The organism is Synechococcus sp. CS-197, from assembly GCF_025128215.1.
Classification (GTDB): Bacteria; Cyanobacteriota; Cyanobacteriia; order PCC-6307; family Cyanobiaceae; genus Synechococcus_C.
Window position 1 is genome coordinate 181,894 of record NZ_JAHLZC010000016.1, and the last position, 25,552, is coordinate 207,445.

21 protein-coding genes are annotated in these 25,552 nt (G+C 61.3%); 16 read left to right on the forward strand and 5 right to left on the reverse strand.

From position 1 onward, the window contains the following. The first annotated feature begins 42 nt into the window (after positions 1 to 42). The 7 genes from KQ296_RS06835 (at position 43) to purF (ending at position 9,970) form a co-directional block, all read left to right on the forward strand. Positions 43 to 1,908: an AarF/ABC1/UbiB kinase family protein gene (locus tag KQ296_RS06835; protein WP_011934416.1), complete on the forward strand. Its 1,866-nt coding sequence runs from the start codon at positions 43 to 45 to the stop codon at positions 1,906 to 1,908. A gap of 23 nt (positions 1,909 to 1,931) precedes the next feature. Further along, positions 1,932 to 2,516 (forward strand): alpha/beta hydrolase, encoded by a 585-nt coding sequence (locus KQ296_RS06840; RefSeq protein ID WP_011934417.1) that lies wholly within the window; start codon positions 1,932 to 1,934, stop codon positions 2,514 to 2,516. Positions 2,517 to 2,569: 53 nt separating this feature from the next. Further along, positions 2,570 to 3,676, forward strand: coding sequence for a threonine synthase (gene thrC / locus KQ296_RS06845; protein WP_011934418.1), 1,107 nt, complete (start codon positions 2,570 to 2,572; stop codon positions 3,674 to 3,676). 478 nt (positions 3,677 to 4,154) lie between these two features. Then, positions 4,155 to 5,324 carry a DNA polymerase III subunit beta gene (dnaN, locus tag KQ296_RS06850; RefSeq protein WP_011931936.1) on the forward strand — a complete coding sequence of 390 codons (1,170 nt, stop codon included), beginning with the start codon at positions 4,155 to 4,157 and terminating at the stop codon, positions 5,322 to 5,324. A 3-nt stretch (positions 5,325 to 5,327) separates the two neighbouring features. Next, positions 5,328 to 6,077 (forward strand): hypothetical protein, encoded by a 750-nt coding sequence (locus KQ296_RS06855; protein WP_011931937.1) that lies wholly within the window; start codon positions 5,328 to 5,330, stop codon positions 6,075 to 6,077. A gap of 90 nt (positions 6,078 to 6,167) precedes the next feature. After that, a complete protein-coding gene (gene purL / locus KQ296_RS06860) occupies positions 6,168 to 8,465 on the forward strand; it encodes a phosphoribosylformylglycinamidine synthase subunit PurL (RefSeq protein ID WP_011931938.1) in 2,298 nt (765 codons plus the stop codon). After that, positions 8,465 to 9,970 (forward strand): amidophosphoribosyltransferase, encoded by a 1,506-nt coding sequence (gene purF, locus KQ296_RS06865; RefSeq protein WP_041428306.1) that lies wholly within the window; start codon positions 8,465 to 8,467, stop codon positions 9,968 to 9,970. The genes purL and purF overlap by 1 nt, the downstream gene beginning before the upstream one ends. 2 nt (positions 9,971 to 9,972) lie before the next feature. Here the strand turns inward: purF and KQ296_RS06870 are convergent, their stop codons facing one another. The 3 genes from KQ296_RS06870 to queG form a co-directional block, all read right to left on the reverse strand. After that, the gene (locus KQ296_RS06870; RefSeq protein ID WP_011931940.1) at positions 9,973 to 12,438 is read right to left on the reverse strand and encodes a DNA topoisomerase (ATP-hydrolyzing) subunit A; all 2,466 of its coding nucleotides are present in this window, start codon (positions 12,436 to 12,438) and stop codon (positions 9,973 to 9,975) included. An 89-nt stretch (positions 12,439 to 12,527) separates the two neighbouring features. Next, positions 12,528 to 13,424: a tetratricopeptide repeat protein gene (locus KQ296_RS06875; protein WP_011931941.1), complete on the reverse strand. Its 897-nt coding sequence runs from the start codon at positions 13,422 to 13,424 to the stop codon at positions 12,528 to 12,530. Positions 13,425 to 13,439: 15 nt separating this feature from the next. Then, a complete protein-coding gene (queG, locus tag KQ296_RS06880; RefSeq protein ID WP_011931942.1) occupies positions 13,440 to 14,402 on the reverse strand; it encodes a tRNA epoxyqueuosine(34) reductase QueG in 963 nt (320 codons plus the stop codon). Between the two features lie 41 nt (positions 14,403 to 14,443). Here queG and KQ296_RS06885 point away from each other — a divergent pair, with 41 nt between their 5' ends. The 7 genes from KQ296_RS06885 to KQ296_RS06915 all read left to right on the forward strand — a co-directional run bounded on the left by KQ296_RS06885 (position 14,444) and on the right by KQ296_RS06915 (position 21,687). Beyond that, positions 14,444 to 15,103 (forward strand): HpsJ family protein, encoded by a 660-nt coding sequence (locus KQ296_RS06885; RefSeq protein WP_011931943.1) that lies wholly within the window; start codon positions 14,444 to 14,446, stop codon positions 15,101 to 15,103. Between the two features lie 49 nt (positions 15,104 to 15,152). Next, positions 15,153 to 15,890: a DUF502 domain-containing protein gene (locus KQ296_RS06890; RefSeq protein ID WP_041428714.1), complete on the forward strand. Its 738-nt coding sequence runs from the start codon at positions 15,153 to 15,155 to the stop codon at positions 15,888 to 15,890. Positions 15,891 to 15,908: 18 nt separating this feature from the next. Further along, on the forward strand, positions 15,909 to 16,541 hold the full coding sequence (gene nusB, locus KQ296_RS06895) for a transcription antitermination factor NusB (RefSeq protein WP_011931945.1): 633 nt from the start codon (positions 15,909 to 15,911) through the stop codon (positions 16,539 to 16,541). Between the two features lie 5 nt (positions 16,542 to 16,546). Then, positions 16,547 to 18,013 (forward strand): signal recognition particle-docking protein FtsY, encoded by a 1,467-nt coding sequence (gene ftsY, locus KQ296_RS06900; RefSeq protein ID WP_011931946.1) that lies wholly within the window; start codon positions 16,547 to 16,549, stop codon positions 18,011 to 18,013. Between the two features lie 74 nt (positions 18,014 to 18,087). Next, complete coding sequence (locus KQ296_RS06905; RefSeq protein WP_011931947.1) at positions 18,088 to 19,500, forward strand: PP2C family protein-serine/threonine phosphatase; 1,413 nt, start codon at positions 18,088 to 18,090, stop codon at positions 19,498 to 19,500. Between the two features lie 31 nt (positions 19,501 to 19,531). Then, the gene (gene argH, locus KQ296_RS06910) at positions 19,532 to 20,944 is read left to right on the forward strand and encodes an argininosuccinate lyase (RefSeq protein WP_011931948.1); all 1,413 of its coding nucleotides are present in this window, start codon (positions 19,532 to 19,534) and stop codon (positions 20,942 to 20,944) included. A 119-nt stretch (positions 20,945 to 21,063) separates the two neighbouring features. Next, positions 21,064 to 21,687, forward strand: coding sequence for an RNA-binding protein (locus tag KQ296_RS06915; protein WP_011931949.1), 624 nt, complete (start codon positions 21,064 to 21,066; stop codon positions 21,685 to 21,687). 18 nt (positions 21,688 to 21,705) lie between these two features. Here KQ296_RS06915 and dusA read toward each other — a convergent pair whose 3' ends face one another. Next, positions 21,706 to 22,710, reverse strand: a complete 1,005-nt coding sequence (gene dusA, locus KQ296_RS06920; RefSeq protein ID WP_011931950.1) for a tRNA dihydrouridine(20/20a) synthase DusA — start codon at positions 22,708 to 22,710, stop codon at positions 21,706 to 21,708. Between the two features lie 60 nt (positions 22,711 to 22,770). On the opposite strand from dusA, the gene msrB reads away from it, so the two are divergent. Both msrB and KQ296_RS06930 read left to right on the forward strand, forming a co-directional pair. Further along, the gene (gene msrB, locus KQ296_RS06925) at positions 22,771 to 23,289 is read left to right on the forward strand and encodes a peptide-methionine (R)-S-oxide reductase MsrB (protein WP_011931951.1); all 519 of its coding nucleotides are present in this window, start codon (positions 22,771 to 22,773) and stop codon (positions 23,287 to 23,289) included. 34 nt (positions 23,290 to 23,323) lie between these two features. Continuing rightward, entirely contained in the window at positions 23,324 to 24,520 is a 1,197-nt protein-coding gene (locus KQ296_RS06930) for an NAD(P)/FAD-dependent oxidoreductase (protein ID WP_011931952.1), read from the forward strand. A gap of 62 nt (positions 24,521 to 24,582) precedes the next feature. Here the strand turns inward: KQ296_RS06930 and KQ296_RS06935 are convergent. Further along, positions 24,583 to 25,552: hypothetical protein (locus KQ296_RS06935; protein ID WP_259726417.1), on the reverse strand; the 970-nt coding region annotated here is incomplete at its 5' end.

A 25,552-nucleotide genomic window follows, 5' to 3' on the forward strand; every position in this document is an offset into this window, starting at 1 on the left:
CTCAGCTCGTTTAGAAGGGGGGTGAACCTGGCAACTCGGCCCGTGGCCCCACAGGAACTTGGAGATTTCATCGAAGCCTCGGGTCTGCTCACCTATGACCCTGCAGCGATCACCCGGATCTATGCCGGTCACCCGCAACGGCTGCTGAGGCGTCTCTGGCAGACCTTGGTGCCCATCGGCCTGTTTCTGCTGGGCGTGGGCACCGACAAAGTGCTCGGGCTGCTGAGCGATCAGAAACGGGCGCGGGCAAGAGCCAGGGAATTCGCGAACCTGTTGGTGGATCTCGGCCCAGCCTTCATCAAAGCGGGCCAGGCGTTGTCCACCCGGCCGGACATCGTGCCCCCAGTGCTGCTGGAAGAACTCGCCCAGCTGCAGGATCAACTGCCGGGTTTCGACAGCGACCTGGCGATGGCTTGCATCGAGGAAGACCTCGGAGCGCCCGTGGATGACATTTACGAAACCCTCGAGCGAGAACCGATTTCCGCAGCGTCGCTCGGACAGGTGCATCGCGGAGTGCTGAAAAACGGCCAGCGCGTGGCCGTGAAGGTGCAGCGACCGGGCCTGCGGGAGCAGATCACTCTTGATCTCTACATCGTGCGCAACATCGCCGCCTGGCTGAACTCCAACATCGGCCTGATCCGCAGTGATCTCGTGGCCCTGATCGATGAACTGGGGCGCCGGGTGTTCGAGGAGATGGACTACCTCAATGAGGCCAGCAATGCCGAACGATTCAGCGAACTGCACAGCCACAACCCACGGATCGCTGTTCCACTCATCTTTCGGGAAGCCACCAGCCGCCGGGTGCTCACGATGGAATGGATCGATGGGGTGAAGCTCACCAATCTCGAAGCGGTGCGCGAGCTGGGCATCGATCCCGATGACATGGTGGAAGTGGGCGTGAGCTGCAGCCTGCAGCAATTGCTGGAACACGGCTTCTTTCATGCCGATCCCCATCCCGGCAATCTGCTGGCCCTCGAAGACGGCCGGCTCTGCTATCTCGACTTCGGGATGATGAGTGAGGTGACCCGTGAATCACGGACGGGGCTGATTCAGGCCGTGGTCCACCTGGTGAACCGCAATTTCGGCAAACTCTCCAAGGATTTCGTCAGCCTCGGATTTCTTGCGGAGGATGTGAATCTCGAGCCGATCGTCCCCGCCTTCGAAACCGTCTTCAGCCAGGCTTTGGAGGCCGGTGTGAGCCGGATGGACTTCAAAGCGGTCACCGATGACCTCTCAGGGGTGATGTACAAATTCCCCTTCAGGGTCCCTCCCTACTACGCCCTGATCATCCGATCCCTGGTCACCCTCGAGGGCATTGCTCTGAGTGTGGATTCCGATTTCAAGATTCTCGGTGCCGCTTACCCGTATTTCGCGAGGCGCCTGATGGAGGATCCCGATCCCCAGTTGCGGATGAGTCTTCGGGAAATGCTGTTCGATGGCGATATCTTCCGCTGGACCCGTCTGGAAAATCTGGTCGCCAGTGCCGCCAGCCAGGATCAACTCGATCTCGAGGCGCTTCTTGATCAGGTTCTCGATTTCCTCTTCTCAGCCAATGGCGGCATGCTGCGCCGCCAACTGGTGGATGCCGTCGCGGATCGCCTCGATGCCCTGAGCTGGATGACCCTGCAACGGATCGGACGGCGCCTGCCCCGTCCTCTGCAGCCGCCCATGCTTCTGGAGGCAAGCGACAGCTTCGACCAAAGCACTTATCTCGATCTTGAGCCGATCAGGCAGCTGATCGCCGTTCTGCAGCAATTGCCTGGGTTCAGCCCTGATCTGGTGTTCAGCCGTCTGCCCCGTCTGATTCGTGAACCGGATGCAAGGCGCATGGGTGTGGAACTGGCTCAAGGTTTAGCCGAACGAGGAGTTGTCCGTTTGGTGAGGGCAGCCGCTGGTGTCTCCCCCTAAATTCCAGTCGCTGAGACTCCGTCATGCCCGCACGTTCACGTCTGCGTCACCACGCACTGGCTACGGGCTCAGCCCTGGCACTCACCCTGCTCAACTGGTTTCAACCTGTTCGTGCGGCTGAAGATGTGGCCCTCGTCAGTGGTGCCTTCATCCGCTCGATCAGCGTCGCCGATCTGGCCTATCTGGCGGAAACCGGAGAGGCCCGCGGTTTGCTCTCCGATCTTTTGCGTCTTGGCAAGCAAGATCCAGAGAACGTGGCCAAATTGCTCAACCAGGAATTGGATCTTCCGCTGGTGCTCACCAGCCGTCTGATGTCCACCAAGATCGGCGATGTCATTCTCAAGCGCGTCGCGAAGATCGTTTATCCGCTGCGCGTTCCCGAACCTTCCGTGAGTGTTCCGGCCATTCGCGCTGGGGTGATCAACGGTCTGCAGATCGGTGAAGGGGGCCTCAACATGATCAAGTTCCTGGAGGCCTACCCCGCAGAGGTGATGGAGATCAACCTTCCCGCCCTGATGGCCGCCATCGAAAAAGCTGAATCGATTGCCGGGCTGGTGACCTTCTTCTCCAACTCGCCCCTCGATGGCCTGAAGGAGAGCGGTCAGTAAACCCGCCGGCGAGGATCGCCACATAGATTCCTCTGGACGAGAGCCCTGCACAGGTGTCAGTGATCAACGCCTTCCGCCGCCGTTTTTCCCCGGCACCAGTCCTTCAAGACTGGCCAGGGCTGATCGAGGCCTATCGGCCTTGGCTACCCGTCACGACGTCAACCCCCGTGGTCACCCTTCGCGAAGGCGCCACTCCCCTCATTCCTGTGCCCTCAGTGGCCGAACGCATCGGCCGCGATGTGAAGGTGTTCGTCAAATATGACGGCCTGAACCCCACGGGGTCCTTCAAGGACCGGGGCATGACCATGGCGATCAGCAAAGCGAAAGAAGCCCATTGCGAGGCTGTGATCTGCGCCAGCACTGGAAACACATCCGCCGCTGCGGCTGCGTACGCACGCCGCGCTGGCATGCGCGCTTTTGTGCTGATCCCCGACGGATACGTGGCCCAAGGAAAACTGGCTCAAGCCCTGGTGTACGGCGCCGAGGTGCTGGCCATCCGTGGCAATTTCGACCGGGCTCTGGACATCGTCCGCGAAGTGTCTGATCAGTTCCCAGTCACCCTGGTGAACTCCGTGAACCCTTTCCGTCTGCAGGGACAGAAAACAGCGGCCTTCGAAGTGATCGATGCCCTGGGCGATGCGCCTGATTGGCTGTGCATTCCCATGGGCAACGCGGGCAATATCACTGCTTATTGGATGGGCTTCCAGGAGTACAACCAGGCAGGGCGCAGCCGCAAACTGCCCAGAATGATGGGCTTCCAGGCCAGTGGCTCCGCCCCTCTGGTGAACAACACCACGGTGACGGATCCGGACACGATCGCCACAGCCATCCGCATCGGTAATCCTGTGAACCGCGAGAAAGCGATTGCCGCCCGCAAAGCCAGCCAGGGTGACTTCCTCGACGTCACCGATGCAGAGATCATTGAGGCCTACAAGCTGCTCGGCGGGCAGGAAGGGATTTTCTGTGAGCCGGCAAGCGCTGCTTCGGTGGCCGGCCTGCTCAAAAGAAAAGACGAGGTGCCAACCGGAGCCACGGTGGTGTGCGTGCTCACCGGAAACGGACTGAAAGACCCGGATTGCGCCATCAACAACAACGACGCGGCCTTCCACACCGACCTTGATCCCGATCTCGGAACCGTGGCCCGTGTGATGGGCTTCTGATTGCAGTCCAAGGCCATCCCGCCGCACCGGACTGAACCTTCCCCCCTGAAACCAGGGGGGTTTTTTTGTGGGTTGACACACTCAGCCCAACCAAACCAGCGGCAACCAGATGGAGAACTGCCTGGGGACATCCAGGCTGAACCCCCTCAATTGATGGGGGGAAACATGCTGAAACCTCACCATCCCGGAACCGGCTGGAATTCCTCAGCCTGTTGAAACAGTGGAGAACGGCACGCGTTCCTCAACGACCGATCGAATTCCCCCATGCCTGTGCAGAGTGAAACCCTGTGCCACGAGCGTGAATGCGGGGTTTTCCACGTTTTCCCCATCCTCTATTACGGCTGTTTAGTAGTTCTTTTCTTGAAATCATTTCAATCCAGTAGAACAGGGACACCACGTTGATCTCGGTGCCATTGCACTTCCGGCTCGCCTGTGAAACCTTGGGTGATCTCATTCCCCAGCTGCGGTCACCAACGCGATGAAACTGGTCTGTTCCCAGACGGAACTCAACAGCGCACTTCAGCTGGTCAGTCGTGCTGTGGCGTCCCGTCCCACCCATCCAGTGCTCGCGAATGTGCTGCTCACCGCCGATGCCGGCACAGATCGACTGAGCCTCACGGGATTTGACCTCAGCCTGGGGATTCAGACCTCCCTGCCTGCTTCAGTCGACACCAGCGGGGCGGTGACGCTCCCGGCGCGATTGTTCGGCGAGATCGTGTCCCGTCTCTCCAGCGATTCCCCGATCACCCTGACCACCGATGACAGCGGCGAGCAGGTGGAGCTCACCAGCCTGAGCGGGAGCTATCAGATGCGCGGCATGCCGGCTGACGACTTCCCCGACCTGCCTTTGGTGGAAAACGGCACCGCGGTCAAGCTTGATCCGGCTGCTTTGGTTCGTGCACTGCGCAGCACGCTGTTTGCGAGCAGTTCTGATGAAGCCAAGCAGTTGCTCACCGGTGTGCACCTGCGTTTCGATCAAACCCGTCTGGAAGCCGCGTCCACTGATGGGCACCGTCTCGCCGTGCTGAGCGTGGATGATGCTCTACAGGACGCGATTGCCAACGAGGAGGCTCCCGATGCTGAAGGCAGTGCGGGGCTGGCGGTCACCCTCCCTGCCCGCTCCCTGCGTGAGGTGGAGCGTTTGATGGCTGGCTGGAAAGGCAGCGATCCTGTCAGCCTCTTCTTCGAGCGTGGCCAGGTGGTGGTTCTGGCCGCCGATCAGATGGTCACCAGCCGCACCCTTGAGGGCACCTATCCCAACTACCGACAGCTGATTCCTGAGTCGTTCAGCCGCACCATGGCCTTGGATCGACGGGCCTTCGTGGCCTCTCTCGAGCGCATTGCAGTACTGGCGGATCAGCACAACAATGTTGTGAGGATCATCAGTGATCCCAGCAAGGGGCTGATTCAGATTTCAGCTGATGCCCAGGACGTGGGCAGCGGATCGGAGTCTCTCCCCGCACAAATCGAAGGGGAGGAGGTGCAGATTGCCTTCAACGTGCGTTACGTGCTCGATGGCCTCAAAGCCATGGATGCTGAACGCATCGTTCTGTCTTGCAATGCACCGACCACCCCGGCGATTCTCTCGCCGGCGGATGATGGAGCCGGCCTCACCTATCTCGTGATGCCCGTGCAGATTCGCTCCTGAGCCTTGCCCCTGCCCGATCCGTTTCTTCTGAGCGATCTGCTTCGCCATCGCGTGCGCTGCGATCAGGGGTTGGACCATGGACCCGGTGTGATGGCCTGGATGCATCCTCCAGTGCATCGTCTGCTGGGTTGGGTCAGCCGTCCTTCTGCCTTGCGCAACCAACGAGACGTTTGGCGTCTGGATCAGTGTCGCGGCGTGGATGATCAGCAGGTGTATGTGAAAGGTTTCCCGGCGGAGACCGACCAGCTGACCCTGGATCGACTGCCCACGCTGTTGGATGCGGATCTCCTCGATCGGGATGGCGAGCGACTGGGTCAGATCGCTGACCTCGCGTTTGTTCCCACATCCGGTGAAATCCTCTACTACCTCGTCTCCCGCAGCGATCCAAGGCTTCCCGGTAGCAGCCGTTGGCGTCTCAGCCCCGAGCGCATCGTCGACCAGCAACCCGGACGGGTCTCCACAGCCCTGCGCAATCTTGATGATCTTCCCCAGGCTCGCGCCAGCGTCCGTCAGGACTTGGTGCGACGGTCCCGTCACTGGCGTGAGCAGCTCCAGCAGTTCGGTGATCGTGCCGGAGAACGGTTGGAAGGTTGGCTGGAGGAGCCCCCTTGGGAGGAACCCCCTTGGGGGGAACAGCCGCGGCCATCCCCCCAAGAGTCCCGCGAAGCCTGGGATGACGAGGACTGGTCAGAGCCTGGAGAGCCTCGCCGGGATCGATCCCGGTCTGATCACGACGAAGACCCCTGGATCTGAATGCGGAGGGCCTGCAGGCCGTCGGCAACACTGGGAAGAGATGAACGGTTGGCTGTGACTCAGTCCCCTTCAGCAGATGGATCCTTTGATGTGGCCTCTGCACTGCGCCAGGAAGGGCTAACGCAGGAGGATTACATCGAAATTCAGCGCCGCCTTGGGCGAGATCCCAACAGGGCGGAGCTGGGAATGTTCGGCGTGATGTGGTCCGAACATTGCTGCTACCGCAATTCCCGGCCACTCCTGCGTGGTTTTCCCACCGATGGACCTCGCATCCTGGTGGGGCCAGGAGAAAACGCTGGCGTGGTGGACCTGGGGGAGGGTCACCGCCTGGCGTTCAAAATTGAAAGTCATAACCATCCGTCGGCGGTGGAGCCTTTCCAAGGTGCCGCCACAGGGGTGGGAGGGATCCTCCGGGACATCTTCACCATGGGTGCTCGACCGATCGCTCTGCTGAATGCCTTGCGCTTCGGTCCCCTTGATGAACCCGCCACCCAGGGACTTGTGGAAGGTGTCGTGGCGGGGATCTCCCATTACGGCAATTGCGTCGGGGTGCCGACCGTGGGGGGGGAGGTTGCCTTCGACCCCGCCTATCGCGGCAACCCCCTGGTGAATGCGATGGCTCTGGGTCTCATGGAGACCGATGACATCGTGAAATCGGGGGCCTCTGGTGTGGGCAATCCCGTGGTGTATGTGGGCAGCACCACGGGCCGGGACGGGATGGGCGGTGCCAGCTTCGCCAGTGCCGAGCTCAGCGCCGATTCCCTGGATGATCGCCCTGCGGTGCAAGTGGGCGATCCCTTTCTGGAGAAGGGATTGATTGAGGCTTGCCTCGAAGCCTTCCAGAGTGGGGATGTGGTGGCGGCCCAGGACATGGGCGCTGCGGGTCTCACCTGCAGCTGCTCGGAGATGGCGGCCAAAGGGAATGTGGGGGTGGAGCTGGATCTCGACAGGGTTCCAGCCCGTGAACAGGGCATGACGGCTTACGAGTTCCTGCTGTCTGAATCGCAGGAGCGGATGCTGTTCGTGGTGCAGGCCGGACGGGAGGAGGCGTTGATGCAGCGTTTCCGCCGCTGGGGGTTGCAGGCAGCTGTTGTTGGGCAGGTGCTTGAAGAACCCGTTGTGCGTGTGCTGCAGCACGGATCGGTGGCTGCTGAGGTTCCTGCCCGGGCTCTGGCGGAAGACACCCCGATCAATCAGCACACCTTGATCTCAGAGCCTCCAGAGGACATCCAGGAGCATTGGCGCTGGTCGGAAACGGATCTTCCCTCGGTGTCCAGGGATCACGACTGGGGGGCGGATCTGCTGGCTCTGCTGGATGATCCCACCATTGCCAGCAAACGCTGGGTGTATCGCCAATACGACCAGCAGGTCCTCGCCAACACGGTGGTGCCCGCCGGCGGCGCTGATGCTGCTGTGGTGCGCCTTCGGCCTCAGCAAGGGGATGCGTCGCTTCGGGGGGCGAATCGAGGGGTGGCGGCCACGGTCGACTGCCCCAATCGTTGGGTGGCTCTGGATCCCGAACGGGGGGCGATGGCCGCGGTGGCGGAGGCTGCCCGCAATCTCAGTTGCGTTGGGGCGGTTCCGGTGGCTGTCACCGACAACCTCAATTTTCCGTCTCCGGAAACGCCTAAGGGCTACTGGCAGCTGGCCATGGCCTGCCGAGGTTTATCCGAAGGCTGTCGGGTGTTGGGCACTCCCGTGACCGGGGGAAATGTGTCGCTCTACAACGAAACCCGCGCTGACGACGGCAGCCTGCAACCGATTCATCCCACCCCTGTGGTGGGCATGGTGGGGCTGGTTGAGGACCTTGGTCGGGTGGGTGGCCTGGCCTGGCGTCAAGCGGGCGATGCCGTTGTGCTTCTTGGGGTCTCCAGCGACGAACGCCAGGATGATCGGGTTGGTTTGGCCGGCAGCAGCTATCAGGGGGTGATCCACGGACTGCTGACCGGAAGACCTCCGCGGGTGGATCTCGATCTTGAGCAGCGCGTTCAGGCCCTGGTGCGCCAGGCCTGGGAGCAAGGACTGCTGGCCTCCGCCCACGACAGCAGCGATGGAGGTCTTGCTGTTGCCTTGGCTGAATGTTCGATCGCCTCGGGTCTCGGTGTGGATGGGGCATTGCCTGGCGACGGCGTTGCTCCTGAGCGCCGTCTTTTTGCTGAGGGGGGAGCCCGGATTGTTGTGTCGGTGCGGGCGGAATGCATGGATGCCTGGACCTCCCTGCTCGCTGATGAGGCCCATGCCGCTGTTCCGGTAACCATCCTCGGGGCTGTGGCTGATCACGGACGTTTCCGGCTCTCCCTGGGATCGCAACCCGTGCTGGATCAGGCCGTGCAAACCCTGACGGAGCGTTTTGATCAGGCGCTTCCCCGTCGGCTGGGAACAGCGTGATGCAGAATTCTGAAAGAAATCCGAAGTCGAGGCGGACCGTGCATCAGCTCGAGGCGGAGCGTCCCGATCGGATGGAGGAAGCCTGCGGCGTGTTTGCCGTTCAGGCCTCTGAGCAACCGGTGGCCAACCTGGCTTATTTCGGTCTGTATGCCTTGCAGCACCGCGGCCAGGAGTCCGCGGGCATCGCTGTGTTTAACCAGGGCAAGGTCCGTCTTCATAAAGACATGGGCCTGGTCAGTCAGGTGTTCGATCAAGACGTGCTCGCTCGGATGCCTGGTGATCTCGCCATTGGCCACAACCGTTATTCCACAACTGGCAGCAGCAGGGTCTGCAATGCCCAGCCAGTGGTTCTGATGACGCGCCTCGGTCCCTTTGCGCTGGCCCACAACGGCAATCTGGTCAACGCTGCCGAGTTGCGCGAACGCATTGATGACGGACAGGTGGAATTCACGTCCACCACGGATTCCGAGTTGATTGCGTTTGCCGTTCAGCAGGCTGTGGATCGTGGGCTCGACTGGAAGGCTGCGATCACCTCGGCGGTGTCGCTCTGCCAGGGCGCCTTCAGTTTGGTGATCGGCACTCCGGGAGCGCTCTACGGCCTGCGCGACGGATACGGCATCCGGCCCTTGGTGTTCGGGTCTCTCGGTGAGGAGTCCAGTGGTCAGTGGGTGCTCAGCAGTGAAACCTGTGGGCTCGACATCATCGGGGCCGCCTTCGTTGATGACGTTCAGCCTGGTGAGATCGTCACCTTCCTGCCCGGGGACCCCACCCCGCAAAGGGAGAGCTGGATTGAGCCCACCACGCGCATGTGCGTGTTCGAGATGATTTATTTCGCTAGGCCGGACAGTCGGTTTTTCGGTGAATCGCTGTACAGCTATCGCCAGCGCATCGGTCAGATCCTTGCCAGGGAATCGGCGGTGGAGGCTGATCTGGTGATCGGTGTTCCAGATTCGGGCATCCCCGCTGCGATCGGTTACTCCCAGGCCACAGGACTGCCCTATGCCGATGGTCTGATCAAGAACCGTTACGTCGGTCGTACCTTCATTCAGCCCACCCAAGCGATGCGCGAAGCCGGCATCCGCGTGAAGCTCAATCCCCTTCCCGATGTGCTCAACGGCAAACGCGTTGTGGTGATCGATGATTCGATCGTGCGCGGCACGACCAGTCGCAAGCTTGTTCAGGCCCTTCGCGATGCCGGAGCGACTGAGGTGCACATGCGCATCAGCTCACCACCGGTGACCCATCCCTGCTTCTATGGCATCGATACCGATACCCAGGATCAACTGATCGCTGCCCGTTACACCCTGGAGGAAATTGAGGCCCATCTCAAGGTGGACTCCTTGGCCTATCTCAGTAAGGAAGGAATGGTGGAGGCGGCTGGTGCTGACTCCAAACAGTTCTGTACCGCCTGTTTTGACGGCGATTACCCGGTGCCGATGGATGAGTCGATGCGCTCCAGCAAGCTGATGCTGGAGCCTGCCGGTGTGGCTGCCAACCTGGGTTGAGATCAGCTCAGAAGCGGAACAATCCGCTCGAGCGTTTCGCCGGATTTAAGCGTTAAGTCCTTGGGCTCAGTCGCGAGCAGCCGACCATGACGGCCGGATGAGGTGACGACGCCAACCAGTCCGGAGCCGGTACAAGCCGCACAGAGTCGATCCTCCGGATCGCGTCCATCCTGTTCGGGTTGCCAACCGATCACACCCAGATCTCCCCGTTGGCAGGCACGCACAGCGTCGCGTGCCAGGGATTTGATTCTTCCTTGGCGGCTGAACAGCAGCAGCGGATCCTGCTGATCGGGATTTGTGGCGACGGCTGCAATCAGGGATTCCTCAGGAAGCAGTCGCATGGTGACGGGACCTTGGGCCAGCTTGCCCATCAAGGGCAGGTTGGCCTCGCTGACCGGGAGATGCAGGACGCGACCGAGATCACTGATCAGAGACAGGGCTCCTCCCTCCTGGCAGATCACGGCGGTTTTGAGTTCAATGCCCTCCTTGAGCTTCACCACACTGGCTGCCCGTCCGGAGAGGTCGAGCAGTTCCTGCATCGCTAGTCGTTTGAAACGGCCGTCGCTGCTCAGCAGTCCGAGCGATGAGACCGCTGCCGCGTTGCTGTCAGCCTCTGCATCGGGCAGCTGCAAAACCGACACCACCGGATCTCCCTGCAAAGCCGTGGGCAGGAATCGCTCCAGGCTTCCGGGTTGCTGCCCTGCGAATTCCCAGCGAATCAGTGCAACCCGTCCGCTGGCAGTCACAGCCAGCAGTTTGGCCACGGGTTTGATCGGCAGGATGATTCGGGCCGGAGAAGGCTCATCCCCCAGTGCCGTTGGCTCATTGAGGTGCAGTCGGCCCATCAATTGCGGACTGATGACTTTCACCTGACCGTCGTCTTGGATCAGGATGCGCGAATCGGGAGGGAGGGCCTCGAGGGCCTGGCGGCGCTGCAGTTCAGCATTGGGGCGCTGACTGGCAGCCCGCTCCGCCAGGAGGTGATCTCCCCCTTCCACCAGGCGGGTGCGGCGAGGGGTGGCAAAACGCTTCTTGAGCTGACGCAGTTCCTGAACGAGGGCATCCAGCAGCTGATCGCGGTTGTCAAGGAGCAGCTTCAGGCGTTGGCGTTCCGCTCGCAGCTCCTCCGCTTCCTGCCGGAGGCTTTCCCGCTCCAAACCGGTTAACCGCCGCAGGGGCATGGCCAGCACGGCGTCGGCCTGCCGTTCGCTGAGATCGAGGTGCACCATCAGGCTGGCCCTTGCGGCCGCGGCATCCTGTGCCTCCTGAATCATGGCGATCACCCGCTGCAGGGATTGCAGGGCGGTGATCAAACCCTCCACCACCTCCAGACGGTCTTCCGCTTTGCGCAGGGCATGGCTTGTGCGCCGGATCAGGGTCAGTTCCCGGTAATCGAGGAACGTCTGCAGAAGCCGGCGCAGGGACAACTGCTGGGGTTGGCCATCCACGAGGGCCAGCATGATGGCGCCGAAATTGCTCTGCAGGGATGTCCGGCGTTGGAGATCCTTCAGAACCGCATCGGGATCGGCATCGCGGCGCAGTTCCACCACGACGCGCATTCCTTCGCGGTCGCTTTCATCTCTGATGTCGGCGATGCCGCCGATCTTGCCGTCGTTGACCTGTTCAGCCAGCTTTTCAATCCACCCGGCCTTACTCAGCTGGTAGGGCAGTTCGGTCACGATCACCGCATTGCGTTTGTGACGGCCCTTGCCGAGTTGCACCTCTTCCACATGGGCGACACCGCGCATGGGAATGCTTCCGCGACCGCGCAGGTAGGTGTCTCGGACCCCGCTGCCCAGCAGCACTTCACCGCCGGTGGGGAAATCGGGTCCAGGGATCAGGCTGAGCAGCTTGTCGTCGCTCAGATCCGGTTTGCGCACCAAGGCGATCAATCCATCCACCACCTCTCCCAGGTTGTGGGGCGGAATGCTGGTGGCCATGCCCACAGCGATGCCTGAACACCCATTCAGGAGAAGAAAGGGCAGCTGGGCAGGCAGAACCGTGGGTTCCTGCTGGGACCCGTCGAAGTTGTTGGCGAAGTCGACGGTGTCGTTGCCGATCTCGTCGAGGAGGCCTTCATGGGCGATCGGCGCCAGGCGGGTCTCCGTGTAGCGCATGGCGGCCGGCGGGTCGTCATCGACCGATCCGAAATTGCCGTGGCCATCCAGCAGGGGGTGACGGCTGGAAAAGGTCTGCACCAAACGAACAAGGGCGTCGTAGACCGCCTGATCGCCGTGGGGGTGGTATTTGCCCAGAACATCACCGACGACCCGTGCACATTTGCGATAGGGGCGATCAGGTGTGAGGCCCAGTTCATGCATCGCGTAGAGGATGCGGCGTTGAACCGGTTTCAGTCCATCGCGGACATCAGGCAGCGCCCTGCCCACGATCACGCTCATGGCGTACTCGAGGTAGGAGCGCTGCATCTCTTGATGCAGGGCGATCGGTTGAACGCGCTCCTCGGCCATCCGTTTTGGAATCAAGAAGGCAGAAGGGGTCTCAGCCTACAGATCTTCTTTCGCTTGACCAGCCCAAAGACCGCGGAAAGGGCGGCTATTCATTCGGCCGTTGTGGGATCAGCATTGGCCTCGGCCCGCTCCACGGCTCCTTTCAAAGCTCCTTCCGAGAGCAAGGTTTCCGTGGCTTGACGCAGTTTCAGGCCCCAGAGTTGGTTTTCCTGATGACCGGGGAGGACGTAATTGGGATCCTCCGCAAGGGCCTTGCGTGCCAGTTCGATCGATTCAGTGTCTCCGGGTTTCTGCTTGTTGAGAGCCGCGGCCAGCGCCAGCATTGGTTCAGCGTTGCGTTTGATCGTGAGCACGGAACGCCAGCGTTTGATCGCTTCGCGCGTGTTGCCCATTTCGAAGAGCACCAGCGCCTGATTGTTGAGCGCCTCCCAAAAACTCGGTTTGATGGTGGTGGCCTGTTCAAAGGCACGCAAGGCCTGGCGCAGGTCGTCCTGCATCACCCGAGCATTGCCGAGATCGAAGTAGGCCCCTGCGTTCTTGGGATCAAGTCGCAAGCCCTCATCCAACAAGTCAATGGCGTCATCGGGGCGGTTGTCCCGTAAAGCCAGGGAGGCTTCCGCGAACCAGAGCCCCGCTTTCCCGGGGTTCAGAGATTTGGCCTTGGCCAGGGATCCCGCTGCAGCCTTGAGTTGATCACTGCGGAGCTGGGCTTCCGCCAGCACCGACCACAGGCGTTCGTCGTTCGGTTGCAGCCGAACAGCCAGAGCTGCCAGACGGGAGGCTTCCTCCGGCTGGCCGAGTCTCAGCAGCTGTGCAGCTGTGCGGCCGATGCCGATGCCTGCACCTTCCAGTTCTTCGGTGCTGGGCGTGTACACGTAGGGGACCAAGGCCCTGGCAGGGGGCGTTGTGGAGGCACCAACCAATCCCAGGGTCAGGGAGAGCACTAGGGACTTCTGCCAGAGCTTCCAGGTACGTGCCGGTCCCATCGTTGAACCCAAAAGTCAGCTCAGGGTAGGTCCGTCATCGAGGCGTGCCGCTTCTGCGTTGCGACGCCACATCCAGGGTTTGATGCGTTTCAGTGCCGACCCTTGCAACCGTTCCGCCCAGTCCTGATCTGTCCAGCTCTGGATGCGTTCCGGGGTCAGATCCAGCAGCCAGGGTCTCGGCTGCAGGTCGGGATCTTCACTGGAGGGCACATCAGCTTGATTGAAGGGGCAGACGTCCTGGCAGATGTCGCATCCGGCCACCCAGGGGCCTAGGGCATTGGCGATCGCTGCTGGAAGCCGCTCACTGCGGTTTTCAATCGTGTGGTACGCGATGCATCGCCTGGAATCCACCACAAAGGGTTCGGTGATCGCTTGCGTCGGGCAGGCGTCCAGACAGGCACGGCAACGCCCGCACCGGGATGCAGCCGGTTCATCAGCCACGAGGGGTTCCGTGATCAGCAGATGTCCGATCACCATCCACGACCCTCGCGTGGGGTGAATCACGTTGCTGTGTTTTCCGATCCAGCCCAGCCCAGCTTCCTCAGCCCAAGCCTTATCGAGCAGGGGTTCAGCATCCACGCAGGCCCGCCAGCGGCAGTTCGGTTGTTGATCCTGGAGCCAGCGACCCACTCTCCGCAGGCGCTGGTTCACCACCCGGTGGTAATCGCGGCCCCAGCCGTAGCGAGCCACCGCCAGGCGGTCGTGGCGGCGGTCGTGGGCCACGTGATAGTTCAGCCCAACGGCCAGCACACTTTGGGCTCCGTCCAACAAAGTGTCTGCTGACCGGCGTCGCGGTGCTGCCATCCAACCCATATCGGCTTGGTGTCCAGCGTCCAGCCAACGTTGCAGAGCCTCCGTGCGCAGGCGCAGGCGAGGACTGCCAGGGAGGGAGGCGATGCCGACGGGTTCAAATCCCTCGGCTCGGGCCCGCTCCTTGAGAGCCAAGCTCAGCTGCGCTCCGACGTCGGGGACGTTCACGAAAACTAACCGTAAAGTTGGGCACCTTTTGACATCGTGACGTGTCTGCTTCCCACCAGGAGTCCTCACCTCGTCTCGCGCCGCTCCTGCGTTGGCTTGGGCTCACCCTGGTTCTGCTTCTCGCTCTGCAGATCGGTGTGGTTCTCAGCGCTGCGGATTGGAGTGATGAGGTTTACCAGCAGCTCCTCATTGAGCGGTTGGTCAATCAGGCGCCGATGGGATTCATCGGTCTGTTGCTCATGCTCATCGCGTCGCGGTTGGATCAGCCCGGATCAGCGCGTCCGCCGATCCGGATCGTGGTCTGCATTCTTTCGGCACTGATGGCTCTGGCCATGATCGCCGTGATTCCCCTTGGCATCAGTGGCAATCAGTCCCTCTCCGGTGAAGCCGACCAAAGCCTGAACCAGAAGCGAGGGCAGTTGGAGATGGCAAGACAGCAATCCGCCAATCCCGACAACGTGAAGATTCTCGGTGAGCAGCTTGCCCAGGCCGGTCAGCTTCCCGCTGATGCAACCGATGAGGACAAGACCAAGGCGGCGCAGGAGTTCATCGACAAACAGTTGTCACAGATGGATCAGCAGATCCAGCAGGCCGAGCGCCAGCGCAATCTGGCAGTGAATCAGCGTCGGTTCGGCGGCACCTTCAGTGCGGTGGTGCTTGCTGTGGCTCTGGCACTGCTGGCTGTAGCCGCTGTGCTCTGATCGCTGGTTAGGTTGGTTGCACACGTTGGCCGCAGGCCCCGGGCGTTCCTTGGTCCAGTCCAATCCAAGACCTGATCAGCCACTTGGCGCCAGGCTTCAACAGGATCTCAAGAATGACCTGATCGCAGGTCTGCTTGTGGTGATTCCTTTGGCCACCACGATCTGGCTGGCCACGATCGTCAGTCGCTTCGTGCTGGCCTTTCTCACGTCGATCCCCAAGCAGTTCAATCCGTTCATCACGCTCAATCCGCTTCTGCAGGATCTGATCAACCTGGCCCTCGGGCTCACGGTTCCTTTGCTCGGAATCTTGCTGATCGGTCTGATGGCCCGAAACATCGTGGGTCGTTGGTTGCTTGAGTTCGGTGAGGGAACCCTCCTGCGCATTCCCTTGGCGGGATCGGTTTACAAAACCCTCAAACAACTTCTTGAGACTTTTCTGCGCGATAACTCCCAACGCTTCCGAAGGGTTGTGCTTGTGGAATATCCCAGGGAGGGCCTCTACAGCGTTGGTTTTGTGACCGGAGAAGTCGGCCCTTCGCTGCAGTCAGAACTGGAAGAGCGCTTGCTGAGTGTGTTTATTCCCACAGCACCCAATCCCACCACCGGTTGGTACACCCTCGTTCCTGAATCGTCTGTGAGGGATCTGGATCTTTCCGTTGAGGATGCATTCAAAACGATCATTTCCGCCGGAATCGTGAACCCTGACGCCCGGGAAGCGCCAGCCGGCCGCAGCTTTTCGAGCCTGATCGCCCAGCTCAGAGCCTCTGTGGCACCCTCCTCCTCCTGAGTCGTTCGTTAACGATCCATGCAGACCCGTTCCCTCTCCCGAGAGCTCGCCCTCCTCGTGCTCAGCCAGTGCGCAGAGCGGGATCGCTCTCTGTCTGTGGAGTCTCTCGAGGCGCTTCTGCAGAAGGCTCTGGATAGTTTGATGCAGCATTGGCGCGAGGTTCTCGATCGATGCGCCGCTGATCTCGAGAAAGCCCAGCAATCGTTACTGGACAGCGAGCTGCAGGAGGGATCAACGGCTGCAGTCATGCCGGTTCGCGAGCATCTGCGTGACTCCTTAACCAGCGCGGAGCAAGTGTTGAACGGTCTCTCCGCCAGCCTTGAATTGCCCCGATTGTTGGCCTTGGCTGATCAGGAGATGGTGCAAAAGGAGGCGATGCGCAGGATTCAACTGGTTCTCGATGCCCGTCCATCCCTGGATGATCAGCTCGACAGCGTGATGGAAGGCTGGCGTTTGAGCCGTCTTCCCCGCATCGACCGCGACATCCTTCGTCTTGCTGTTGTTGATCTGCAGTCGATGAAGACGCCAGCGTCCGTTGCTTGCAATGAAGCTGTTGAGCTCGCCAACCGCTACAGCGATGAGCAAGGTCGCCGCATGATCAATGGGGTGCTGCGCCGCCTGCAGAATGCCTCTTCCCAGGCAGTGTCCTGACCCCCATGGTCTACGACTGGTTCAACCGGCAGTCTGAGGCTGCTCCAACCCCACCTCCAGCTGATGACAGTGCGTCAGCGCAGGAACCGCAGCAGGACGCGGCCGCCAGTGCGGATGACGATCCTCTGGAGTGGGCACGGCAGGCCTACGCCCGTTTGAAAGCTCAGAAGGAGCAGGCGAACGCGACCCCTGCGGCACCCCAATCCGACTCCCCGGCAGAGCCAGAGACCAAGCCCGAGCCTGAACCAGAGCGAGAGCCGGAACAAGAGCCAGCGCCAGCCGATCCCGAGCCAACACCTGTGGCTGGTTTGTCCTTGCTCGAGCAGGCCGCGGCCCAACGCCAGGAACGACAGCAGCAGCTCGAACAAGAGCCGCAGGTTGCTCAGGAACCGGTCGCCGAGCAACCGGTTCCTGCTGCAAGCGTTGAAGTGGATCGCGAGCAGGATGAGCCCAGTCTCGGCGCGTTCGACGACACCTTCACCTGGTCGGCGGAGGTGTTGGCCGCCCAGGGTCGTGAGGCAGAGCAGGTCACCCTCGAGGAGATCGACTGGCTCGGTCGCTTGCGCCAAGGCCTTGAGAAAACCCGCCAGGGTTTTGTCTCCGGGCTTCTGGAGAACTTGGGTGATGACCCCCTCACCCCGGAGGTGCTCGATGATCTGGAGTCGTTGCTGCTTCGTGCCGACGCTGGCGTGAAGGCCACCGATCAGGTGCTGGATGCTCTGCGCAAGCGCATGAACGAGCAGGTGGTGGACCCGAGCGAAGGCATCCGCTTTCTCAAGGAGCAGCTTCGGGATCTCTTAGAGGCTCCGATCAAGTCCAGCGGCGTGGATCTTTTGGCCCCTCAGCGCGGTCAGCTGAACGTTTGGCTGATGGTGGGTGTGAATGGCGTGGGGAAGACCACAACTCTCGGCAAGCTGGCCAACCTGGCGGTGCGTAGCGGCTATTCCGCCATGATTGCCGCCGCTGATACGTTCCGGGCGGCTGCGGTTCAGCAGGTGCAGGTTTGGGGTGATCGCAGTGATGTTCCTGTGGTGGCTAACCCATCGGACAATGCGGATCCTGCAGCTGTGGTGTTTGATGCCATCGGGGCCGCCCGGTCGAAGGGCACGGATCTGGTGCTTGTGGACACCGCTGGCCGCCTGCAGACCAAACACAACCTGATGGAAGAGCTCAACAAGATCCGGCGGGTTGTGGATCGATTGGCTCCTGATGCAACTGTGGAATCCCTGCTTGTGCTCGATGCCAGCCAAGGCCAGAACGGTCTCAAACAAGCCATGGCCTTTGCGCGTGCTGCCGGGTTGACCGGGGTGGTCATCACCAAACTCGATGGCACGGCCCGAGGGGGTGTTGCTCTCGCTGTTGCCTCCGAAGCCGGGCTTCCGATCCGTTTCATCGGTGCCGGTGAAGGAATCCGTGATTTGCGGCCGTTCAACAGTTTTGAATTCGTGGAAGCGTTGCTCGCCTCTCGCTGAGTGCTCGCTTGCCCTCGGGCTGCAGTTGTCGGTAGCAAATTTTGCTACGTTGCGGGCCCTGCCATGGTGATGCTGTGAGCAGCAAGCCACCACGGCGACATCCGGCCTCTCCTGCCCGTAGTGCCAGTCAGCAGCCCCTGACGGCCACGGCGTCCTTGCGTCAACTGCTCGACAGCTTGGTTCGCGAGCAACGCTCGAATCAAGAGCTGTTGGTGTCGCTGGGTTTTGCGCTGCGCAGTTTCACCAACCTCAACCGTTTTCTCGAACTGGTTCCAGTGGTGGCAGCGCGCCTGGTTGGTGTGGAAGGAGCACTGCTCGTGCCGTTTCAGGGGGATGGTCGCCTCTGGGCCGATCAGATTCAGATGCTCCCCGGCGTGCGTTCAGAGTCGCTGCTCCAAACGTTGAGCCAGCATGAACCTGGCCGGTCTGCAGGGTTCGGTTCCGATGACGCCCTTGTGCTGGCGCTGGATCGCCTGGTTCAGGGTCAGCTGGGCTCCTCTGGACTGTTTGCCACCTCTGTGGTGGCGAGAGGCCGGCAGCGCGGTCGTCTTTATGTGTTCGAGCCCAAAGGATCGCTGGTGTGGAGCGATGTGCATCGCCGGCAGGTGCAACTGGTTGCTGACCTCACCGGAGTCGCGATCGAAAATGACCAGATGCTGCAGGAAGCCAGGCGCCATGAGCGCGTGGATCGTCAGCTCAGCATCGGTGCGGAGATCCAGGCGCAGCTTCTGCCGGATCATTGCCCGGTGATTGAAGGGGTGGAACTGGCGGCGCGCTGTCGGCCGGCGTTTCAAGTGGGAGGCGACTACTACGACTTCATCCCCACGCGCCCGGAGTTAATTGGACGCCGCCGTGAACGGGGTCGCTGGGCCCTGGTGATGGGTGATGTGATGGGCAAGGGGGTGCCTGCGGGTCTCCTGATGACCATGCTGCGCGGCATGTTGCGCGCTGAGGTGCTGAGCGGATTGCCGCCGGATCGCATTCTTCACGATCTCAATCAGCTGGCTCTTGAGGATCTGTCTCAGTCCCATCGCTTCGTGACCCTGTTTTATTCGGATTTCGATCCGCGCTCCCGGCGCTTGCGCTTTGCCAATGCGGCCCACAATCCGCCTTTGATCTGGCGCGCTCAGCAACGCACGATCAGCCGTTTGGATGCGCCGGGGTTGTTGATCGGTCTGCAGCCCGAGGCGGATTACGGCACTGGCTCCGTTGTGTTGGAACCGGGAGATGTGCTGCTCTATTACACCGATGGCGTCACTGAAGCTCCAGGGATCACCGGGGATCGCTTTGATGAGGCAAGGCTGATTCGCAGCCTGGAATCTGCCTGCCGCTCTGGCACGGGGTCTCAAGGCATTCTCGATCAGTTGTTCGACCGCCTGGATCGTTTCGTTGGCGCCGATCGTCAGCTGGAAGACGATGCCTCCATGGTGGTGTTGAAGGTGCGCGAGGAGGTGATGCTGCCTTCAGTTCCCCGTTCTCCGGCCTGACAAGCTGTGGAGATCTGAGCAGAGGTGAGCGATGGCTGGCGGAGTGACAGGAGGAGGCTCCGCAACCTGGAGTGATCGTTTCGAGCAGGGATTGCATCCAGCGATCGAGCGTTTCAATGCCTCCATCGGTTTCGACATCACCCTTCTGCAGGAGGATCTCGATGGATCCATGGCCCATGCCCGCATGCTCGCGCAGTGTGGTGTGATCAGTGAAGCTGAGGCGGATCAACTCTGCGGTGGCTTGGAGCAGATTCGGGCCGAGGCAGCTGAGGGCCGTTTCCAGCCAGGCCTGGACGATGAGGATGTGCACTTCGCCGTGGAGCGCCGGCTGATCGCTCTCCTGGGACCTGTCGGTAAGAAATTGCATACCGGCCGCAGTCGCAATGACCAGGTGGGCACGGATCTGCGCCTCTGGCTGCGGCGACGCATTGATGAACTCATTCCCCAGGTGAAGACGTTTCAACGGGCTCTTCTGCGTCAGGCCCTGAGCCATCGTCGAACCTTGATTCCCGGTTACACCCATCTGCAGCGGGCGCAACCGGTTTGTCTAGCCCATCACCTGCTGGCTTATGTGGAGATGCTGGAGCGTGATCGTCAGCGTCTTGAGGATGTGCGCAAACGGGTGAATGTTTCACCGCTCGGTGCAGCGGCCCTGGCCGGAACTCCCGTTCCCATCGACCGGCGCAGCACGGCCGCGGCTCTTGGTTTTGACGGCCTTTATGCCAACAGCCTTGATGCCGTGAGCGACAGGGATTTTGCGGTGGAATTCTCGGCGGCCATCTCCTTGGTGATGGTGCATCTCAGCCGCCTTGGGGAAGAGGTGATCTTCTGGGCTTCCGAGGAATGCGGCTTTGTTCGGCTCAGTGATCGCTGCGCGACGGGCAGCAGCCTGATGCCTCAGAAAAAAAATCCCGATGTTCCCGAGTTGGTGAGGGGAAAGTGCGGACGGGTGTTTGGTCATCTCCAGGGCTTGCTCACGATGATCAAGGGCCTTCCCTTGGCTTACAACAAGGATTTTCAGGAAGACAAGGAGGCCCTGTTCGACGTGGTCTCTACCGGTTCCCAGTGCCTGGAAGCGATGACGATCTTGATGGACGAGGGCCTCAGCTTCCGGGAGGACCGTTTGGAAGCTGCGGTCGCTGCTGATTTCTCCAATGCCACCGATGTGGCCGATTATCTGGTGGCCCGCCAGGTTCCCTTCCGGGAGGCTTATCAGATCGTGGGCTCTGTGGTGAAACAGTGTCTGAGCGAGGGGGTGTTGTTGCGCGACCTCAGCCTCGAGCGCTGGCAGAGCTTTCATCCGGCGATTGAATCCGATCTCTATGACGCATTGGCTCCGCGCCAGGTTGTGGCGGCGCGCACCAGTGAGGGCGGAACTGGCTTCGATCGTGTGGAGGAACAGTTATCGGCCTGGAGTGAGCGCTTGGACCTAGCGAATGGATGAACATTTCGCGTGGACGGGTCTACGCTGAGCAAGCCGGAGGTGCCGCGTTCCTTCACCGGATCTTGACCCGATGGCTTGTCTGATCCCCAGGGTCACTTTCATTCAGGTTCATCAGGAACGTGAGCATTTTTGTAGGCAATTTGCCCTTCCGCGCTGAGCAGGAAGACGTCATTGAATTGTTCGCTGCCTTTGGAGAGGTCACGAACTGTGCCCTCCCCCTGGAGCGCGACACCGGCCGCAAACGTGGTTTTGCTTTCGTGGAGATGGCTGATGACGCGGCCGAGGCCGCGGCCATCGAAGCCCTCCAGGGTGCGGAGCTGATGGGCCGTCCCCTGCGCATCAACAAAGCGGAGCCCCGCGGCAGCGCACCCCGTCGTGGCGGTGGTGGCTACGGCGGCGGCGGCGGTGGTGGTGGCTATCGCGGTGGCGGTGGCGGCTACAACGATGGCGGCGGTGGCGGTGGCTATCGCGGCGGTGGTGGCGGCTACGGCGGTGGTGGAGAACGCCGTTCGGGCGCCCGAGGTTGGGAAGATCGCAGTTACGGCGGTGGAGCCTCTGGCGGTGGTGGTGGCTACGGCGGTGGCGGTGGCAGCTACAGCGATGGCGGCGGTGGCGGAGATGACGGCCGCAGCCGGCGCCGGCGTGGTGGAGCTGCACCCAGTGAGGGTGGTGGATTCAACGATGGCGGTTACGGCGGCGGCGGTGGAGATGACTACGGCGGTTACGGCGGCGCTGAAGGCTGAGTTCCTTGTGCTGCCTCGTTAAAGCCCGGCATCGATCAGCTGCCGGGCTGAGGCCTCCAGCACCGTGAGATCGGCGCCGCTGCGCTGTGCCTTTTGGCCCAGGTCACGGCGCCAGTGACGGGCTCCAGGAACGCCTTCCACCAGTTGCACGAGATGGCGGCCAATGTCCCAGAGCCGGCCTCCGCGTTGTAGATGCCGCTCGGCGTGGGGAATCAGGCCGATCAGCACATCCGATGCCCGCACGGTTTGCGGGGCATCGCCATAGATCAGCGTGTCGACTGAAGCCCAACGCAAGGGGTGGGCGTAGGCCGCACGACCCACCATGGCTCCATCACAGTGCTGCAGGGCATCAAGGCATTGTTCCGGTGTGTCGAGGCCTCCGTTCAGTTCGATCGTGAGCTGTGGTCTGCGCGCTTTCAGGGCGATCACCCGGTCGTGCTGCAAGGGCGGAATCGTGCGGTTCTGTTTGGGGTCGAGACCCTCCAGCCACGCTTTGCGCGCATGCACGCTGAAGCGAGAGGCTCCGGCATCGGCCACCCGGTCAACGAAGGCCGTGAGCAGGTCGTCGCTGTCGAGATCATCGATGCCCACGCGGTGCTTCACCGTGACGGGCCGATCGCTGGCCGACACCATCGCCTCCACGCACTGCGCCACCCGCTCGGGTTCCGCCATCAAACAGGCACCGAAATTGCCGGCCTGCACCCGCGGGCTGGGGCAGCCCACATTCAAGTTGATCTCGTCGTAGCCCCAGTCCGCGGCCATGCGGGTGGCTTCGGCCAGCAGCTGGGGGTCATCGCCTCCCACCTGCAGAACAATCGGATGTTCTTCTGGATCGAAACCGAGCAGTCGTTCCCTGCGGTTGCTGTGGTGCAGCGCCTGGGCCACCACCATTTCGCTGTAGAGCAGTGAACGGCGGCTGATCTGCCGCATCAACTGGCGGAAATGCCGGTCGGTGCAGTCCAGCATCGGGGCGACGCTGAAACGCCAGGGGGGTTCCCGATCGGCATCGGTGAGGGAATCCATCCCTCCATGGTGCCTGTCCCTGGGGTTCGGTTTGCTTAGAACGGATGGAACACAGCTGAGATGACAGCGATGACTCCCACCGTTGAGCAGTGGTTGTTGAGCCGCCGGTCCCTGATGGTGGCGATGGCAGCGAGTTTGTTTGGGGTGTTCAGGGCTCCAGATCGGGTGTTGGCGGCTTCCAAAGCCTCGGATGCGGCCTGGGATCTGACGGACGCAGACTGGAAGAAGCGCCTCACACCGGATGCCTATTCGGTGTTGCGCAAGGAGGGCACGGAACGTCCGTTCACGAGCGCGTTGAACAACGAGAAGCGAACCGGCACGTATCACTGCGCCGGTTGCGACATGCCCTTGTTCTCCTCCAACGCCAAGTTCGACAGTGGCACCGGCTGGCCCAGTTTCTTTGAGCCTCTACCCGGTGCGATCGCTACGAAAGTAGATTTCAAACTGATCGTTCCGCGCACGGAATACCACTGCAGCCGCTGCGGCGGACACCAGGGCCATGTGTTCAATGACGGCCCCCGGCCAACCGGTAAGCGCTACTGCAACAACGGCGTTGCCCTGCGCTTCCAGCCTGCTTGATCTGATCGTTGTTGGTGGTGGTCCTGCCGGAACGATGGCAGCGATCACCGCTGCCGAGCAGGGTCTGGAGCTGGTTCTGGTGCTCGAAGGCACCCCGGAGCCCCTGCAGAAGGTGCGCATCAGTGGGGGCGGTCGCTGCAATGTGACCCATGCCTGCTGGGATCCGCGCGAGTTGGCCAGCCACTACCCTCGTGGCAGCAGACCCTTGCGTGGTCCGTTCAGTCGCTTCGCCTGTGGTGATGCGATCGCCTGGTTTGATGAACGGGGTCTCACCCTGGTGGAGGAGCCCGACGGACGCCTGTTCCCCCAGGAGAACCGATCGGAAGCGGTGATCCGCTGCCTGCAGCAGGCGGCCGCTGCTGCCGGGGTGCAATGGCAGATGCGGGCGATGGTGCAGCAGATCACGCTCCATCCTGAAGGTGGGTTTCTGGTGGAGGGTCGCGGCCTGGAGCAGCCCCTGCGAGCCCGCAGCGTGATGCTGGCCACCGGCGGTCATCCCAGTGGCCGCAAGTTGGCTGCAGCGCTGGGTCACCAGGTGGTGCCACCGGTGCCGTCGCTGTTCAGCCTCTCGCTGCAGGCCTGCGAGCTCAGCGCTTGCAGCGGCATCGCCCTCAACGATGTGGGCTTGGACCTGAAGCTGGGTGATCAGCGCTTTCGCCAGACCGGCCGGGTGCTGATCACCCACCGGGGTTTGAGTGGACCTGCCACCCTGCGGCTTTCGGCGTTTGCGGCCCGGGCTCTGCATCAGAGCCATTACAAGGGTGATCTGAAGGTGGATTGGAGTGCTGGGCTGGGCCGCTCCGGGGTGGAGCAGCGCTTGCAGCAGTGGCGCCGGGAGCAGGCCCGGCGCACTGTGTCAGCTGCCAAGCCTTTGGACCACCTGCCGCGTCGTCTGTGGCAGGTTTTTCTGGCATTGGCTGGGGTGGAGGCGGAGCGGCGCTGGGCAGATCTGCCGCTCAAGGCCGAGCGTCAGCTGCTGGAGATTCTCTGCGCGCAGCGTCTGGCGATCCAGGGACGTGGTCCCTTTGGAGAGGAGTTTGTAACGGCTGGCGGTGTGGATCTCGGTGAGGTGAATCTGGCCACGATGGAAAGCCGCCGCTGCCCTGGTTTGTATCTGGCTGGTGAGTTGTTGGATGTGGATGGAGTGACCGGCGGCTTTAATTTCCAGGCCTGCTGGAGCGGCGGCTGGCTGGCTGGGATGGCGATTGCGGCGGCCAGTCGATCTGAGTGAGATGACTTCATCAAAGCCTCCCCATGGAGGAGGAGGCCTTGAATGACCTAACCGAACACTGATTAAGTTAGTAAATCTGTTGAATTAGGGGTGAGATTACCCATTCCTCCAATCACTTCGAGAGTGGTTTGGATGCCCAGTTCATTGAGTTGATCGCTTGACAGGAAGGTGCTGTTTCCGACCTCATCAACAACAAAGAAATTATCAAGAGTCCATGTTCCATTTTCGGAAAACTGGTTAAAGACAGCTTGATCGTTGTAGGTGCCATTGAGGAAATCTCCTGTGACCGGATCTGTGAACCCACCACCACTGACAAATTGATTGCCACTAGGGCTTGTCCATCGCGCAAATGAAATACCGCCTCCATCCCCATTAGCAAATGTTCCATCGAATACACCACTGATGTCATCGCGGATGGCAGCTGTGACATCAACGGTGACATCACCATCTGAGAGATCAATGTTGTAATCAGAAAGTGTGTAGGAGAGGAGGTCGGGCGGTGTGGTGTCCTCTATTCCTCCGCTGCTAAAAATATCCCCAAAGACTGTTTCCCAACCGTCTTGAGCGAGTTGATCAGCGGATTTCCAGCCGGTGCTTGAGGAGATCAGTCCGGTGTTGTCTGTGGTCCAGACAAGGAATTGATCGGCGCGTGCCGTGCCATCAGCGCCCTCGAGGAGAACGTTGAACCCGGAGCCATCCGTGGCTTGAACCGCTTGTGTGGCATCCCAGTTGGGGATGCCGGTAGTGGAGAAGGAACGCGTGCTGCCATCGGAGCGTTCTTTGGTGATGGTGAGTGGATCACCGCCATTGAAGAGTGTGTAAACAGAACGGTTGTCCACCAGGCCGTTGGCGTCGTTATCGACTGCGGTGGGAACACCTGTGATGCCGTCATTGTTGAAGTCGGTTGAGAAGGGAGCTTCCCAGCCGTCTTGAGCGAGTTGATCAGCGGATTTCCAGCCGGTGCTTGAGGAGATCAGTCCGGTGTTGTCCGTGGTCCAGACAAGGAATTGATCAGCGCGTGCCGTGCCATCA